General features: G+C 61.9%; 13 protein-coding genes. 5 read left to right on the top strand and 8 right to left on the bottom strand.

Annotation, left to right across the window (positions count from 1 at the left end):
• Nucleotides 1-131: 131 nt before the first annotated feature.
• The gene (locus QQ992_RS15525) at nucleotides 132-977 is read right to left on the bottom strand and encodes a hypothetical protein (protein WP_286110103.1); all 846 of its coding nucleotides are present in this window, start codon (nucleotides 975-977) and stop codon (nucleotides 132-134) included.
• 251 nt (nucleotides 978-1,228) lie between these two features.
• On the opposite strand from QQ992_RS15525, the gene QQ992_RS15520 reads away from it, so the two are divergent.
• A complete protein-coding gene (locus QQ992_RS15520) occupies nucleotides 1,229-1,855 on the top strand; it encodes a LysE family translocator (protein ID WP_286110179.1) in 627 nt (208 codons plus the stop codon).
• 62 nt (nucleotides 1,856-1,917) lie between these two features.
• Here the strand turns inward: QQ992_RS15520 and QQ992_RS15515 are convergent, their stop codons facing one another.
• Complete coding sequence (locus QQ992_RS15515; RefSeq protein WP_286110178.1) at nucleotides 1,918-2,505, bottom strand: TetR/AcrR family transcriptional regulator; 588 nt, start codon at nucleotides 2,503-2,505, stop codon at nucleotides 1,918-1,920.
• 135 nt (nucleotides 2,506-2,640) lie between these two features.
• Between QQ992_RS15515 and QQ992_RS15510 the strand changes: the two genes are divergently transcribed.
• On the top strand, nucleotides 2,641-3,861 hold the full coding sequence (locus QQ992_RS15510) for an MFS transporter (RefSeq protein WP_286110177.1): 1,221 nt from the start codon (nucleotides 2,641-2,643) through the stop codon (nucleotides 3,859-3,861).
• Between the two features lie 74 nt (nucleotides 3,862-3,935).
• Nucleotides 3,936-4,547, top strand: a complete 612-nt coding sequence (locus QQ992_RS15505) for an alpha/beta fold hydrolase (RefSeq protein WP_286110176.1) — start codon at nucleotides 3,936-3,938, stop codon at nucleotides 4,545-4,547.
• An 8-nt stretch (nucleotides 4,548-4,555) separates the two neighbouring features.
• Here QQ992_RS15505 and QQ992_RS15500 read toward each other — a convergent pair whose 3' ends face one another.
• Nucleotides 4,556-6,244, bottom strand: a complete 1,689-nt coding sequence (locus tag QQ992_RS15500; protein WP_286110175.1) for an NAD(P)H dependent flavin oxidoreductase family protein — start codon at nucleotides 6,242-6,244, stop codon at nucleotides 4,556-4,558.
• A gap of 78 nt (nucleotides 6,245-6,322) precedes the next feature.
• Between QQ992_RS15500 and pdxR the strand changes: the two genes are divergently transcribed.
• Nucleotides 6,323-7,807 (top strand): MocR-like pyridoxine biosynthesis transcription factor PdxR, encoded by a 1,485-nt coding sequence (pdxR, locus tag QQ992_RS15495; protein WP_286110174.1) that lies wholly within the window; start codon nucleotides 6,323-6,325, stop codon nucleotides 7,805-7,807.
• 4 nt (nucleotides 7,808-7,811) lie between these two features.
• On the opposite strand, the gene QQ992_RS15490 is transcribed toward pdxR, so the two are convergent.
• Nucleotides 7,812-9,056, bottom strand: a complete 1,245-nt coding sequence (locus QQ992_RS15490; RefSeq protein ID WP_286110173.1) for a DUF1835 domain-containing protein — start codon at nucleotides 9,054-9,056, stop codon at nucleotides 7,812-7,814.
• A 226-nt stretch (nucleotides 9,057-9,282) separates the two neighbouring features.
• Here QQ992_RS15490 and QQ992_RS15485 point away from each other — a divergent pair, with 226 nt between their 5' ends.
• Nucleotides 9,283-10,173: an alpha/beta fold hydrolase gene (locus QQ992_RS15485; RefSeq protein ID WP_286110172.1), complete on the top strand. Its 891-nt coding sequence runs from the start codon at nucleotides 9,283-9,285 to the stop codon at nucleotides 10,171-10,173.
• An 80-nt stretch (nucleotides 10,174-10,253) separates the two neighbouring features.
• Here the strand turns inward: QQ992_RS15485 and QQ992_RS15480 are convergent, their stop codons facing one another.
• The 4 genes from QQ992_RS15480 to QQ992_RS15465 are packed head-to-tail and all read right to left on the bottom strand — an operon-like array spanning nucleotide 10,254 to nucleotide 14,189.
• Nucleotides 10,254-11,396, bottom strand: a complete 1,143-nt coding sequence (locus QQ992_RS15480; protein WP_286110171.1) for an alginate O-acetyltransferase AlgX-related protein — start codon at nucleotides 11,394-11,396, stop codon at nucleotides 10,254-10,256.
• Nucleotides 11,396-12,811, bottom strand: coding sequence for an MBOAT family O-acyltransferase (locus QQ992_RS15475; protein WP_286110170.1), 1,416 nt, complete (start codon nucleotides 12,809-12,811; stop codon nucleotides 11,396-11,398). The genes QQ992_RS15480 and QQ992_RS15475 overlap by 1 nt, the downstream gene beginning before the upstream one ends.
• A 17-nt stretch (nucleotides 12,812-12,828) precedes the next feature.
• The gene (locus QQ992_RS15470) at nucleotides 12,829-13,503 is read right to left on the bottom strand and encodes a cell division protein FtsQ (RefSeq protein WP_286110169.1); all 675 of its coding nucleotides are present in this window, start codon (nucleotides 13,501-13,503) and stop codon (nucleotides 12,829-12,831) included.
• Complete coding sequence (locus QQ992_RS15465) at nucleotides 13,500-14,189, bottom strand: SGNH/GDSL hydrolase family protein (RefSeq protein WP_286110168.1); 690 nt, start codon at nucleotides 14,187-14,189, stop codon at nucleotides 13,500-13,502. Before QQ992_RS15465 ends, QQ992_RS15470 begins: the two co-directional genes overlap by 4 nt.
• Nucleotides 14,190-14,202 lie beyond the last annotated feature (13 nt).

The raw sequence follows: 14,202 nt of genomic DNA, 5'->3' as shown, positions 1-14,202 counted from the left end.
TTAAAGCTTTTGGGCCAATGGTTGCTCTTTCAAACGTGATCGTTTGCTTTGGGTCGAAAGTGGCCGGTCGCGACTGACCGCCTCCGACCCATACCGGCCGTTCACGAATGGCTACTATCGGACATCAGTCGCTAATGATTGACCTCCGTCTGGAGCCACCGGCCGAAATGTTTGCACACGGCCTCGTGATCAAACTTGTCCTCTCCACGCCAGCATGCAGCCGCTTCCGACCAGTCGCTTCTGCTGTGAATAGGCCGTTCGAAAGACACTGGTTTGAGCACGCCCAAGTGCGCCAGGACGTCGATAATCACCCGCCGCTCGTTCTTTGAAGACTTCACCACGTCTGCCAGCCGCTTCTCCAAACTGCCGGCGTGGTCGCCAGGTTTGCTTAGGTCGATGATCCCAAGGATCGCTCGGAGAATTGCTAAATCCTCTTCCGTCGGATTGGGGATGTCGTCACGCAACAGTTCTTGGAGGTCGAACCATGTGTAGATCAACTGGCCGTGGCGGACTCCGCCCCATTTTATGCGCTCGAAATTAAGGACGTTGAGGTCCACATCCGTGTATTGATCTTCCCCGACCGTGAGGCCGGGGACCACATCGCGGCAGACCGCGCACGTATAGCTTGTGGTCGTGACCGTACCGTCGGGGAGGTAACTGTGACCACAAACAGTCGGCGTGTACTGATGAGGAACCATCTGGCAGGCGAGATGATATGAAGCCACGCCAGACCGCCAGTCCAGTCTTCTTCTGGAAAGGCTGGCTACAAACGCGCGGGCGGCCTTGGCTGGGGGGATTCGCTTGATCATATCCAGTACCTCGTCTAAGCACTGGTCATGGCCGATGCTGGCGGGTTCAAACATCAGGCCCTGCGCTTTTGCATACGCGAAATCTTCAGGATCCGTCTTCGGGGCAGGAAGCCAGCCATTGCTACCCCAGTATGTTTTGAAAAGTATATTTTTAGCCTGCTTGTCCATGTGCGCTCCGCTTTTCCAGTGCTGCGATTCTAGCGCTCCGTAACCAATACGATCGAGGGATGTCTGCTTTGGGTCGAACGCAGCCGTTCACGAGTGGCCGCTTTCGCCCCTGGCAGAGATAGCGTTCGTTGCTGATTTGGGCACGTCAGTAGGTCCAAACCCATCAGAGCCAACAACCCTTGAGATTCCACCTTGCCATTGCAGCATCCCACCGTCAGGATGGATGCTTCATCAGGCTTAAGGAGAGAGCCGTGTTCCCAATGGATGTGTGGTTTGCCTACACCGCCGCCTGCGTGCTTCTGGTACTGGCGCCGGGCCCTGACAACCTGTTGGCCATCGGCCGTGGCCTTAGCCAGGGCAAAGTCGCAGCGGCCTTATCTGGCATGGCGTCAGGCGCGGGCATTCTGTTTCACGTCGCAGCCGCTTCGTTAGGGTTGACCCTTCTGATGCAAACCTCGGTGGTCGCATTCTGGGTGATCAAACTCATGGGTGCTGGCTATCTGCTCTGGCTCGGCATCAAGGTCTTGCGCACCCGTAGCTTGATCAGCTTTCAGCCGGCGTCCCGGCAATCGTTGCCCAGCATTTTTCTAACGGGTCTGCTTTCGGCTGCGCTCAACCCGAAGCCAGGTTTGTTCGTTTTGGCATTCATTCCCCAGTTCGTTGACCCTGCACGCGGATCGGTCAGCGTGCAGATGGTGGTTTACGGGGTGTGGTTTGCTGTACTCACAGCTTTTGGTTTTGCCTTGATGGGCATTTTCGCCACCGCGTTATCTCGCTACTTGTACCCGCGGCCACGGCTGGTAAATGGTCTAAACGTCGGCGCAGGCCTCACCTTCGTCGCCTCCGGTGTTTCGATTGCGGCTTTGAGTCAGAGGTAGTGGGTGGGGGAAAGCGGCGGGGCTTTGGATGAGCCCCGTCATCCCCAGGCAATGCGCTCCGATCAAGTGCTAACCAACAACCCACGTAGCAGCAACTTGAGCGCGTCAGTCGCACTCCTGAAGCGTGCGGATGCTTGATCCCCGTCGGCGATCCAGAAGCTGGCTTCAGACAAGCTGCCATAGATCAGCAATGCCATCGCCTCGGAGTCCATTTCAGCTACCACGCCTTGCGCGATGAGGCTGTCGATCAAGTGCTGCATGGATTTGACGCAATGACGCTGTGCTTCTGGTGACGCATCCCCCAGAACGGCTCTGGCGTCCCGCAGCACAAGGCGCTGGATTTCAGGTTCCAGCGCCATCTGCAGATAGGCCTCGCAGCGCCCTTGAAAACCTTCCCACGCGTTTTCGGCGTTATCGGAGATTGCTTGCAGCCGCGCATCCATCTCCGAATCGATCTGCTCGACGACTGCCGCAAGCAACCCTTTCTTATCGCCAAAGTGGTGATAAAGCGCGCCACGGGTTAGGCCTGCCTGTGCAGTCAGGTCGTCCATCGATGTTTCGGCATAACCCTGTTCACTGAAAACCCTTCGGGCTGCGGCCAGTAAAGCCGCTCGGGTTTCTTCCATCTCGGCACGGGTGCGGCGAGCCATTTGCTCTCTCCTTACATACGAGCTGCATGATTATTTACATACGCGCCGTATGAATATACGATCCTATTCATACGCCGCGTATGTATTTTCCACCTCAACGCATTTGACGTGCAAGCTGGTTTCAAGGAGATCCACATGGCCACACCTTACCGAGAACTGTTCAACGCGCCTGGCAGCAGGGCGTTCTCCCTGGCTGGCCTGCTTGCCCGGATACCGCTGCCGATGACGGGTATTGGCATCATCACGATGCTGTCCCAACTGCGCGGCAGCTATGCGCTGGCGGGCCTGGTCTCAGCGACATTCGTGCTTGCCTACGCGCTGCTCTCACCTCAGGTATCAAGGCTGGTAGACCTGAAAGGGCAGCGCAAGGTGTTGCCTTTCGCTACCGCAACCAGTGTTATCGGGCTATTGGTTCTGGCCGCCAGCGCGAAGTGGCAGGCGCCAGACTGGAGCCTGTTCATCGGCGCGTTGCTGGCCGGTTTCATGCCAAGCATCTCGGCCATGGTGCGGGCCCGTTGGACAGCGCTCTATCGAGGCCAACCACCGTTGTCGACGGCGTACTCGCTGGAGACGGTCTTTGACGAAGTCTCCTTCATCCTGGGGCCGCCGCTGGCAATCGGGCTCTCCATCATGGTCTTGCCCCAAGCTGCTCTGTTGGTAGCGGCAGCGTTGCTGCTGCTCGGGGTGATCGCGTTACTGGTTCAGCGAACTACCGAGCCTGCGGTCGAGGCTCAGCCCCTTCTTTCAGCCCGCCCACACTCTGTCATCCGATTGTCGAGCGTACGGCTGTTGACGTTGCTGTTAATGGTCATGGGCGTCATCGTCGGCACCGTGGATATCGTCAGTGTGGCGTTCGCCGAGCAATTGAACCGCCCGGCAGCAGCCAGTGGTGTGTTGTCGGTTTATGCCGTGGGCTCCTGCGTGTCAGGGTTGTTGTTCGGAGCCCTTCGGCCGAAATTTCCTCTGCACCGTCAGCTGCTGGTGGCCGCGTTGGCGACGGGTGTGACAACGTTGCCCCTGGTGGCCGTGAACAGTATTCCTGGCCTTGCTGTTGCAATGCTGGCGGCTGGACTGTTCTTCGCCCCTACCATGATCGTGGCGATGACGCTGCTGGAACGCCTGGTGCCCGAACGGCAAGTGACAGAGGGTATGACCTGGCTGCTGGCCGGGCTGAATGTCGGGGTCGCGCTGGGGGCAGCCGGGGCCGGTCGTATTGTCGACGCCGCCGGTGTGCAGTGGGGATTTGCCTTGGCGCTGGCAGCAGGTGTCGCCGTAGCCGTGGTGGCGTTTCGGGCATCGAGCCATCTGCGTCGTCATCAGGCTCAGCCGCTGTCCGTCCAGGGTGAGGTTGCGTAGTTGTATGGCAATCGTCCTTGTCTGGTATCGTCCTGTCGCCAACTCCAACCTGTAAGTGGATCAAGGACCGAGCCATGACGACTTCACCAGAAAAAATCCTGTTCCTGCCGGGCGCTTCTGGCAACACGGCTTTCTGGCATCCGGCCGCCGCAGCCATGAGTACGCCAGCCATCGCCCGACACATGGGCTGGCCCGGTTTCGGCAGCCTGCCAGCCAACCCGGATGTTTCCAGCCTGCAGCACCTTGCAGCCCTTGCACTGGAGGAAATCGACAGGCCCACGGCTTTGGTCGCGCAGTCCATGGGTGGGGTGGTTGCGGTGCTGCTCGCGCTGCAGCGCCCAACGTTGATTACGCATCTGGTCCTGAGCGTGACGTCGGGCGGCCTGGACCTTTCCAGTTTTGGTGCCGCTGACTGGCGTGGGGAATTCGCGGCGGAAAACCCGAGCCTGCCCCGCTGGTTCCTGGATGACCGCACCGACCTTTGCGCACGCCTGCACGCACTGCAAATGCCTGTACTGCTGTTATGGGGCGGCGCAGACCCGATCAGCCCGGTTGCGGTTGGCGAGCGTTTGCTGCAGTTGATACCTCACGCCAGTCTGGAGGTGTTTCCCGAGGCCGGTCATGACTTGGGCCACAGCCATGCCGAAGCGGTTGCGCGCCTGATTGACGCGCACCTTGCGTCCTGACGGCCGTTTCAAGCTGCCGTAGCCACGACTGGCCTGGCCTCGCCAATCAGGATGTCTTCAAAGAACGCCCCGACCGGTTCGGTAGGGTGGCACAACTGTATTTCCAGTACCCATACCACCTCGCTAGGGACGATCTCTACCTCGGCCAGCTTGTCTTGCCCATACAGCACATGGGGGAAATCGGCGATGCGGTGCCCGGCCAGGTTGCGCTCGAGCTGCCAGCCTTTGGCCTGGGCACTGCGCTCGGCGAAGTCATACAGTTCGCGCCCGGTCAGCCCACGGCCCCAGGCCTGACGGGTTTCGTCGAACACCTCATGCAATGCCTTGACGCAGGCGTGGTGCAGCGCGTGCTGGCCGAACACGAAGGTGTCGCCATAGTCACCTTCGTAGCCATCCCAGACCGGGCCAACGTCGACCACAACGATATCCGTAGTACGTAATACGCGTTGCAGATCAATACCTTGCCGCGGGGTACGCACGGTGTCATCGCCGAAGCGGATGTAGGTGGGGTGCCAGGTGTGCGATGCGCCCATGGCCTGCAGGGTTTGCGCGGCCATTTCAAGCGCCTGGGCAGTGGTCATGCCGACCTGCAGTTGGCTGGCTATCGCGGCCACGGACCGTACCGACTGCTCGCGGGCTGCGAGCATGCCGTCCAGCGAATAGCGCGGGCCGACCTTTTCCAGCTCTGGGTGCAGTGTGCTGGCCGATGAGGCCTGCGCTGCCGGTGCGCCACTGGCGACAAAGGCTTCGGCGACAAAACGATGGGGGTGTACGCCTGCCGCAATGCAGTGTTCGCGGGCCTGGCTGATCATTGTGGCATTGCCGCAGGCGTAGACTTGGGTATCGTCCCAGCGATGCGGGTGGGCCAGCGCCGCCTGCTGCACTCGCGCCTGGTCCGAGCGTACCGGATGCCAGCGAAAGTGTGGGTGCGCATGGCTGGCCTGTTCGAGAAAATCATGGTCGTAGAAATCCGCTTGCGATGAACCGCCCCAATACAGCGTGACCTGCGCATCGCGGGCCAAGGCAGTCAGCAGCAAGGGCTTGATGCCGGCATAACCTGTGCCGGTGGCGAACAGCACCAACGGGCGTTGGTCCTCGTGTTGCCAGGTGCAGGCGCCCAGTGGGCCTTCGAGCGTTATTGAAGCACCTGCTTGCAGGGCGGGCAGCACGCCTTCGGTGAACAGGCCACCGCTGACCTTGCGAATGTGAAACACCAGTTGCCCCTGTTCCTGTGCCGGCAGGTTGGCAATGGAGAAACAGCGGCTGTCGCCATTGCCCAGCTGGAACCGCACATACTGGCCAGCCCGAACATCCAGTGGCTGGGCAGGCTGCAGCACGAGCTCGACGATATCCGTGCTCAGCGCGCGCTGGCCAACCACTTGGGCGCGGACTTCCAGTGCCGGGGTATCCAGTGACCAGCCGGGTATCTCCAGGCGCATGTCGCTGCAGGCGTGGCTCTGGCACAGCAGCATCTCGTCGGCAGCCAGGGGATAGGAGGGGGCCGGCGTGTCCGCATCTCGCTGCTTGTCGTGATACTGCCCCGACACCACCTTGACCTTGCACGAGCCACAGGCGCCTCGGCGGCAGGAGAAGGGTACCGGCAAGCCGCTGGCGAGCATGGCATCGAGCAGCAACTCGTGGCTGGCTTCGAAGGTTTTGCCCGAGGGCGACAATTCAATGACGTGGCGGCTTTGCATGAACACCTCGGCTCAAATGGAGCTTCGATTGTTGCTATAGTCCAGGACCAGCAGAACCTCCAGATTTGGATAATTCACATGGTCCAGCTTCGTAAATGGCAGCCGCTGCTCAAGCTCGACGGGGCGCAAGCTTCGTACCGGCAGATTGTCGAGGGTTTGGTGGCCGCGATCAGTGAGGGTCGCCTGCGCCCTGGCACGCCCTTGCCGGGCACGCGGGAGATGGCGCAATTGCTGAACGTCAACCGCAAGACGGTGATCCTGGCCTATGAGGAAGCCGAAACCAAAGGCTGGCTGCAAAGCGTGCAGCGCCGGGGCACCTTTGTCAGCCAGCAGCTGGCGGCCAGTGCGCGGGCCGAACCGGATGCCACCCGGCGCTTTGCCCTGACGCTGCCCGAGGAACCCGCCGTTGCCTACTTTGCGGCGAACGAGCAGGCCGCCGCGCAGCAGGGGCGGCCAGGTGCGTTGTTTTTCGACAACGGTGCGTGTGACCACCGCCTGCTGCCGCAGGCTGTACTGCACCGCTATTACCGCAATGCCTTGCGCAGCAGTTTCACCAGCAACAGCGTGCGCCACGGCAGTGAATGCAGCAGCCGCTACCTGCGCAGCGCCCTGGCCGACATGCTGCGGCACAATCGCAGCCTGAACGTTGGCGCCGAGCATATCTGCCTGACCCAGGGGGTGCAGATGTCGTTGTCGCTGGTGGCCAGCGTGTTGCTCAAGCCGGGTGATGTTGTGCTGGTCGAGCGCCTGAGTTATCCGCCTGCGTGGGAGATCTTCCGTCAGCTGGGTGCCCGGCTGGTCACTGTGGAGCTGGACCATGAGGGCTGCCGGGTCGATCAGCTCGATGCCCTGTGCCGGCAGCACAAGGTACGGATGATGTACATCACGCCCCATCACCAGTTCCCCACCACGGTCAGCCTGCCGGCCGGGCGCCGGCAGCAGTTGCTGGAGCTGGCGCGCCAGCACGACTTTTGCGTGGTCGAGGAAGACTACGACTACGAATACCACTTCTCCGGGCGGCCCTACCTGCCTTTGGCCAGCGACCGCCAGCAGCGGCATGTGATCTACATTGGCACGATGTCCAAGCCCTTGGGCAGCACGTTCCGCTGCAGTTATATCGTGGCGCCCGTGGAGGTGATTGCCGTGCTGGAGCGCCGGGCGACGCTGACCTTGGGGCAGGGCGATGCGGTGATGCAGCGCATGCTGGCGGACTTGATCAATGATGGCGAGCTGAAGAAGCACTTGCGCCGGGTCAACCGCGAGTACCGCCGACGCCGGGAGACCCTGTTGGCGTGTTTGCACGAAGCGTTTGGCGAGCACATTTGCGTACAGGAGCCGGAAGGGGGATTGGCGCTGTGGGTGCGCTTTGCCGACGCAATCAATGTGGATGAGTTGGTCGAGAAAGCGCTGGAGCTGGACCTGGTGGTGCGCAGTGGGCGGCAGTTTTCCCCGTTTGGCCATGCCGAGAACGCCCTGCGCCTGGGGTTTGCTTCGCTGGATGTGGATGAGATCCGGCTGGCCACGCAACGTTTGGCGCAGGCCGCCCAGCGGCCCCCTTGCTGAACCGCTATCGACGCCGCCACACCTCGCCTTGCTCGCTGACCACCCAAGGCCTGTCCGCCGCATCGATCAGCACCCCGCCAACCCAACGCGGTGCGGGGTTGCAATCGAGCCAGTGTACCTGCCCGGCAAGCACCTGTTCGGCAAGCGGGGTCAGCTGCAACTGCCGCTGTGCCCAGGCCTCTCCAGGGCCTTCCAGCAGCAATGGCTGCGGCCCATGGATCAGGGGCTGCAGCAGGACATGGAACATCATGTCGCCCAAGTAAGGCAGGGGATCATCCCGCATCATCAACTGGCCAAACACGCGCCCGGCCGCCATCTCGCCGCGTGACGCTAGCGCACGCAGCAGCAGGCGTTCGGTAAGGCTCAAACCATCGATCGCCCCCGGCAGCTCTTGCAGCTGGCGCGCCAGTGCCCGACCCAGCAATGGCAAGGCCGTATGCTGGCGGCCAGCCAGGCGTGCCCAGGCCTGTGGATCAGGTGCGGTGTAGGCCGCCCATGCCTGGCGCGCCAGGGCCAGTGCATCCTCGCCCAGTGCGCGACGTTGTGGCCACAGCCAGGCCAGCAGGTCGGGGGCCAGTTGGCCGATGCCGATGAAGCGCTCGATACCGGGCACCTGGTCAATTTCGATCAGCTCCAGCCGGCGGGGCAGGCCGGGCAGGCTGGCGAGCACGCGAATCAGGAACAGTTGGTCGTAGGCGTCGGCCTCGCACCACAACACGAGCTGGCTGTCGTGGCTCAGCCCGGCCAATGCATTGCGCTGTACCGCCTGGCGCTGTTCAAGGTCTTGTGGGGTCAACTTGAACGCCTGCTGCACGTAGGCACCCCGCACCTGCCAGTACTGTGCCTCGGGCAATGCCGGTACCGGCCCCATGACCATCGGGTCTTCGAACATCTGGAAGGCACCGGTAAACCCGGCGGTGCGCAAGCTGTGGGCGATGTCGTTGCCACAGCGCCAATGCTGTACGGCAGCCTCGTCATCAGCAGAAAAACCGGGATGGCGCGCGGCAAACGCCACGGCATCGGCATGGGCCTTGAGCCTGGGCCAGCTGGCAAATCCGGCCTCGCGGGCTACCAGCCATTGGGTGTCGGCAAGCCGGTAGTCGGGGCCGGGCAGGCCAAGCGTGCGCAATTGCTCGCGGGTGTCGTCGGCTTCGTGGTTTTTCAGTGCAGTCAGCAAGCGCTTGGCGCGTTTGCGCAAGGCGGGCAGGTCGAGCAGGCCGTGGTGGCGAGATGCATTGATGGCGGGCATGCCAACTCCTTTGGGGCTCGGTCCGCCGACAAGCCGGGAGCTGGTACGAAAATGTAGGGGTGCATGGCTCGGGCAACCCCTTCGCGCGGACCGCAGGCGCAGCCGGCGCCCAGGCCCCGACTTTAACGGTGTAGCGTACCGGGTTGCAAACGATAGTTTACCCATGCCGTGTGGCACGCCTTATAGTGGCGGGCTTTTCCAGGTTCAAGTCAAAGGAATGGCCACTATGCGTGTACGAACCCTGCTTGCGGCAATCGGTGCCAGCGTTGCCCTGTCTTCGGCGTTAGCCGCACCAGGCCAATCAGTGTCTACGGCTGATGAACGCATTTCTGTGCAGGTCGAGGGCGCCGGGCCAGACGTTATCCTGATCCCTGGGCTGGCCTCATCGCGTGAAGTATGGGCAGGGCTTGCCAGTGCGCTGCGCCAGCAGCACCGCCTGCATCTGGTGCAGGTTGCAGGATTTGCCGGCGCGCCTGCCGTGCCCGCTGCGCAGGGGCGCGTGGCAGCTCCCGTGGCCGAGGCAGTCGCAGGCTATATCCGCAGCCAGCACCTGGAGGCACCGGCCATCATTGGCCATTCGCTGGGCGGCGAGGTTGCGCTGATGCTCGGCGCGCGTCACCCCGAGCAGGTGGGACGGCTGATGGTGGTCGACGCGCTGCCGTTCTACACGTTATTGATCGATCCGGCGGCAACCGCTGAAACGGCAGCACCACAGGCTGCCGCCTTGCGCGATGCGATGTTGGCGGCACCGGCAGCGCAGGCCGAAACGATGCAGCGGGCAGCCATCGACCGGTTGGCCAAGACCGCAGCGGCCAGGCCGGCACTGGTTGATGCAGCGCTGCGCTCGGACCGCAAGACGGTAGCCGATGCCACCCATGAACTGATGACCACCGACTTGCGCCCGGAACTCGGCCGTATCCAGGCACCGGTAGAGGTCGTGTATGCCTATGACCCCCTGTATGGCATACCCGCGGCCCGTGTCGATGCAACCTTCGCTGATGCCTATGCCGGCACGCGGGGCATCAGTTTCAAGCGGATTGACGGCAGCTTCCACTTCGTCATGCTGGATCAACCCCAGGCATTTGCCACGGCAGTTGTCGAGTTCCTCGGCCGATGAGGCTGGCCTAGGCCCAATGCTGCCTTGCAGGCGGCAGCCTTCTGCGGCTCAGCAAACGCCCATGTTGGGCCCAGCCGGTATCAGGGCAGAATCCGGCCACCCTCCAGCGACGTCTGGATATCCCGCTCGGGTATTTCCCATATCAGCAGTTTCGGCGGCGTTTTTTGAAAGGCCGGGCTGGCCAAATAGGCTTTGGCTGCCCCGGAAAACGCACCGCCGTCCTTAGCGAAGTTTCCAATGGGGGCGCCCAGCGCCTTTTGCAGATAGCCCGAAAAACCGGAGTTACGGGAGAACGATGTGCCGATCAACGCTATGTTCGGCAAGGCGCTGTCGCCGAACAAGTCATCGAGGCCATTGTCCTCAACCTGAGAGGGCAGCGCCTGGATATGCGATGCTGCAACTTGCTCGACCGGCGGTTGCAGGGCAAGTGGTAACCAGTCGATACCTGCCAGGCGCACCAAGTCTCCAGGGCGGGGCGCGATGGGCCCTTGCGTAAGCTCGAAAGCCTGCCGTGGGGAGGGCGCGACCTGGAGCGCCGCAACCCCTTGCGCCACCTGCGCAGCAGCTGCCTGTGCGCCCGTCTCGCTCCAGTGGCTGTCGGTGCGCAAGTACGCCCGCTTGCCAAGCGGCGTCAGGCGCTCGCTCAAGTCGAGGACGGGCACTGCGCTTGCTTGCAAGAGCCCCCGCCAATGCGCTACACGTGATTCAAGCCTGGCAGGACGGTACAGGTGGCACAAAGCGCTACTGGCGATTCTGCTTTTATCCGGCACGATGGCCACCAGCAGCTGGATTCCCCGTTGTGATAGGTGCTGTTGCAGGTCGATCACGGCCTGAGCCTTGGCCCGGGCATTGCGTTCTGCCTGGGGCTGAGGGTGCAGTTCGTCGGCGAGGAACAGCCACCCAGGGCAACCTTCGCGCACGCGCGGACCAAGGTCGGCCAGCAGTATCCAACTGGCACCACGCTCCAGGTTGGCGGCATTTCGCGGCAGCGGTGCGGCTGTCAATTGCCTGGCCAAGTGGTGAGTGAATTCGCCATGCAGCAATGCGTCGTGGTCCAGGTTGGGGGTCAGCCAGGTGATCGGGCCACGCAACAGCCAGGCACACGAGAGCAGCGCGGCTGCCATGAACAGGACGAACAGGTAACCCGCAAGGGCGCTGGTTCGCGCCGCCAGAGACAATGGCTGGGGGGCCGCAGAGGGTGGTGTTTGAGGTGTCTGGTTCATCAGAACTGAAAGTACAGAAAGGGCACGGATTCGCGGCTGGCGATCAGACAGAACGACAACGCGAAGCCCAGCACGGGCCAAAGGGATGCCGACAGAAGGAACAGTGGATGGTCGGCAAAGTGCTTTTCAACGGTAGGCTGCAACAGCGGGGCCACAATCGTTAGCACACCCAGCACTGCGGCCAGCGCATGGACAGGGCGTAGGGTGGTGGCCATTACGTCGCCAATGGCGGTGCCGTGGAAGCCGAACTGGCCTGCATACATGTTCAGCGCCGTGGCGAAGTCGGGTGAGCGGAACAGCGTCCAGGCCAGGAAAACGAACAGCAATGTAGCAGTGTGTGCCGCCCAGCTCGGCAGGCAGGGCAGGTCCGAGCGTGACCATGCACGGTCAATGCACAGGGCAATACCGTGAGCAGAGCCCCACAGCAGGTAGTTCCAGCTATCACCACCGTGCCAAAGCCCGGCAATTGCCATGGTCAGGAACAGGTTGCGGTAGGTACGCCACTTGCCTCGTCGATTACCACCCAGCGCGATATACAGGTAATCGCGCAGCCAGCTGGACAGCGACAGGTGCCAGCGGCGCCAGAAGTCCTGGATGCTGCTGGCCAGGTAAGGGCGATTGAAGTTTTCCGGGAAGTGAAAGCCCAGCATCAGGCCAAGGCCGATGGCCATGGCGCTGTAGCCGGCAAAATCGAAAAACAACTGCAGCGAGTAAGCCAGGCAACCAATCCAGGCGTCGATCAGTGACGGCTGGTCAAGCGCGAAGGCGACATTCACCAGCGGGGCCAAGGTGTCGGCCACCAGGACTTTCATGCACATGCCGACCATGAACCGTCGTGCACCCAAGGTAAAGTTCTGCCAGTTGAACAGGCGTTGCTCCAGTTCACGGCGCACCCAGTCATAGCGAATGATCGGCCCGGCAATCGAATGGCCGAACATCGAGATGTAGGTGGCATAGCGCACGAAACTGCGCTCTGCCGGCACCACATGGCGATGCACGTCCACCAGGTACGAGATGGCCTGCAGCACGATGAATGACAAACCTGCGGGCAGGGCGACCCGCTGCCATTCCACAGGCATGGCGCCGTAATGGGTGAGCAGTTGGTTGTACGAGGCTGCAAGGATGTTGGCGTACTTGTACCAGCACAACACTGCGGTGTTGGTAACGATCAGCGCCACAAGCAGATACATCCGCGTCCGGTTGCGTTCATCCGTATGCGCCACCAGCAGACCGCCGACCCAGGCCAATACGGTCAGCGCCATATGCAACAGCAGGAACAGCGGGCTTAGCCAGCTGTAGAACAGCCAACTGCCGATCAACAGCACCAGGTTGCGCCAGGCGGGCCGTACGCACGCATAGACCAACAGGAATAACGGCAGAAACAGCGTGAGAAACTCAAGCGAAGCGAAGACCATGAGTGCCGTTTATCCAGTCAGTGGGCGGTATTGTCGGTGATGCTGCGAAGTTGCGTGCCAGAGGGCGAGGGGAGCAGGAACAGGCTGTAGCGTTCACCGGCCAGCAGAGGGCCCAAATCCTGGGGGGCGCCCACGGCCTTGCCGGCACACTGCAACTGCACACTCAGGCCAGAGCGTGGGTTTATTTCCTGGCGCCTGGGGTTACCCGCCGGGGCTTTGGCGAACAGGTCCAGATCATGCCCTGCAAGCTTCACCTGGGGCTCCACGCAGCTTGCGTCGGCATTGAACAGGGCCAGCGAAGCCTTGAGCATGTTCGGCAGTTCAAAGGTTTCATGCACGATCAGAGGGTCGATGCCGCCCTGGGCATTGGCCAGCGTGATAACCGTGATGAATTCGCCAGGCGCTGCCTGCAGGTGCAGGCGGGCCTGATGGCTGTCGCGCTCCAGGTTGCCGGTAATTCGCTGGCCACCCGGTATTGGCATGAAATCGCTGCTCAGTTGCCCGGCCTGCAATTGCAACTGCGACTGCCCGCCATCAGGTTGCAAGGCGAGTGCGCTAGCGCTCGGGTTCAGCAGGCGCATGTAGGCCGAATCCTGGGCAGGGCCGGTCGGGTAGAGGGCAATCTGTGCCGCCGGGCTAGCCACGCTGAACGCCAGGCTAGACGCAAATGCAAGAGGCAAGGACGCTTTCACGGGGTTGCTCCTTTCAATGCGCTGGCGGGCAACTGGCTGAGCGATGTTCCAAGCGCGTTGGCCCAGGCTTTGTAACCGGCGATGGTGAAGTGCTGGCCATCGGAGGTGACCCATTGCCCAGGCTTGGAAAGCTGGGTGGAGTCGATGTAGGTGCAGGGTGCGACCATCTTTGCCAGGGTGCTGGCGACCAGTTGCGTTCTTACCTGGTTTTTGCCGTACTGGTTTTCGTTGATGTTGCTGCCATTGGCCTTGCCCCAGGCGGGGCCGACCCACACGCAGGGTGTATGGGTAGCGGCAATTTGCCGGGTAAGCGCGGTGACGCTCTGGTAGGCCCACACTTTGGGGAATGGTGTGGTTTTGTAGGAGGCCAATGTGTCGCCGATGATCAGTACCACCACATCGGGTTTGTCGCGGGCGATCACCTGGGTAATGGGTTCAGTGCTCATGGTGCCGCGGCTCATCAGCTTGAGCGCGCCGCCGGGGTCGCGTGTGGCCCCGCAGTCAAGCTTGAGCTTGGGGGTCACCCAGTCTTCGGCGTTGGCACCACAGGCGCCAATGGCATGAACCTGGGCACCTTGTCGGGTCAGTTCGTCATACAAGGGATTCATCAGGGAATCGGGGAAGCTCATGTGGCTTTCGCCGATCACCAGCAGGGTCAGGCCTGCCAATACGGAAGATGTGGCCATGGGAGTCCTTGGC

It is taken from the genome of Pseudomonas kurunegalensis (assembly GCF_030291635.1).
Taxonomy (GTDB): Bacteria; Pseudomonadota; Gammaproteobacteria; order Pseudomonadales; family Pseudomonadaceae; genus Aquipseudomonas; species Aquipseudomonas monteilii.
This window is presented reverse-complemented; position numbering and strand designations above follow the sequence as displayed.

What these genes read in the sequence shown, in the direction of transcription:
- QQ992_RS15490 (WP_286110173.1), bottom strand. Translation starts at nt 9,056, where the DNA reads ATGCCCGCCATCAATGCATCTCGCCACCACGGCCTGCTCGACCTGCCC.
- QQ992_RS15510 (WP_286110177.1), top strand. Translation starts at nt 2,641, where the DNA reads ATGGCCACACCTTACCGAGAACTGTTCAACGCGCCTGGCAGCAGGGCG.
- QQ992_RS15480 (WP_286110171.1), bottom strand. Translation starts at nt 11,396, where the DNA reads ATGAACCAGACACCTCAAACACCACCCTCTGCGGCCCCCCAGCCATTG.
- QQ992_RS15525 (WP_286110103.1), bottom strand. Translation starts at nt 977, where the DNA reads ATGGACAAGCAGGCTAAAAATATACTTTTCAAAACATACTGGGGTAGC.
- pdxR (WP_286110174.1), top strand. Translation starts at nt 6,323, where the DNA reads ATGGTCCAGCTTCGTAAATGGCAGCCGCTGCTCAAGCTCGACGGGGCG.
- QQ992_RS15485 (WP_286110172.1), top strand. Translation starts at nt 9,283, where the DNA reads ATGCGTGTACGAACCCTGCTTGCGGCAATCGGTGCCAGCGTTGCCCTG.
- QQ992_RS15505 (WP_286110176.1), top strand. Translation starts at nt 3,936, where the DNA reads ATGACGACTTCACCAGAAAAAATCCTGTTCCTGCCGGGCGCTTCTGGC.
- QQ992_RS15475 (WP_286110170.1), bottom strand. Translation starts at nt 12,811, where the DNA reads ATGGTCTTCGCTTCGCTTGAGTTTCTCACGCTGTTTCTGCCGTTATTC.
- QQ992_RS15465 (WP_286110168.1), bottom strand. Translation starts at nt 14,189, where the DNA reads ATGGCCACATCTTCCGTATTGGCAGGCCTGACCCTGCTGGTGATCGGC.
- QQ992_RS15500 (WP_286110175.1), bottom strand. Translation starts at nt 6,244, where the DNA reads ATGCAAAGCCGCCACGTCATTGAATTGTCGCCCTCGGGCAAAACCTTC.
- QQ992_RS15515 (WP_286110178.1), bottom strand. Translation starts at nt 2,505, where the DNA reads ATGGCTCGCCGCACCCGTGCCGAGATGGAAGAAACCCGAGCGGCTTTA.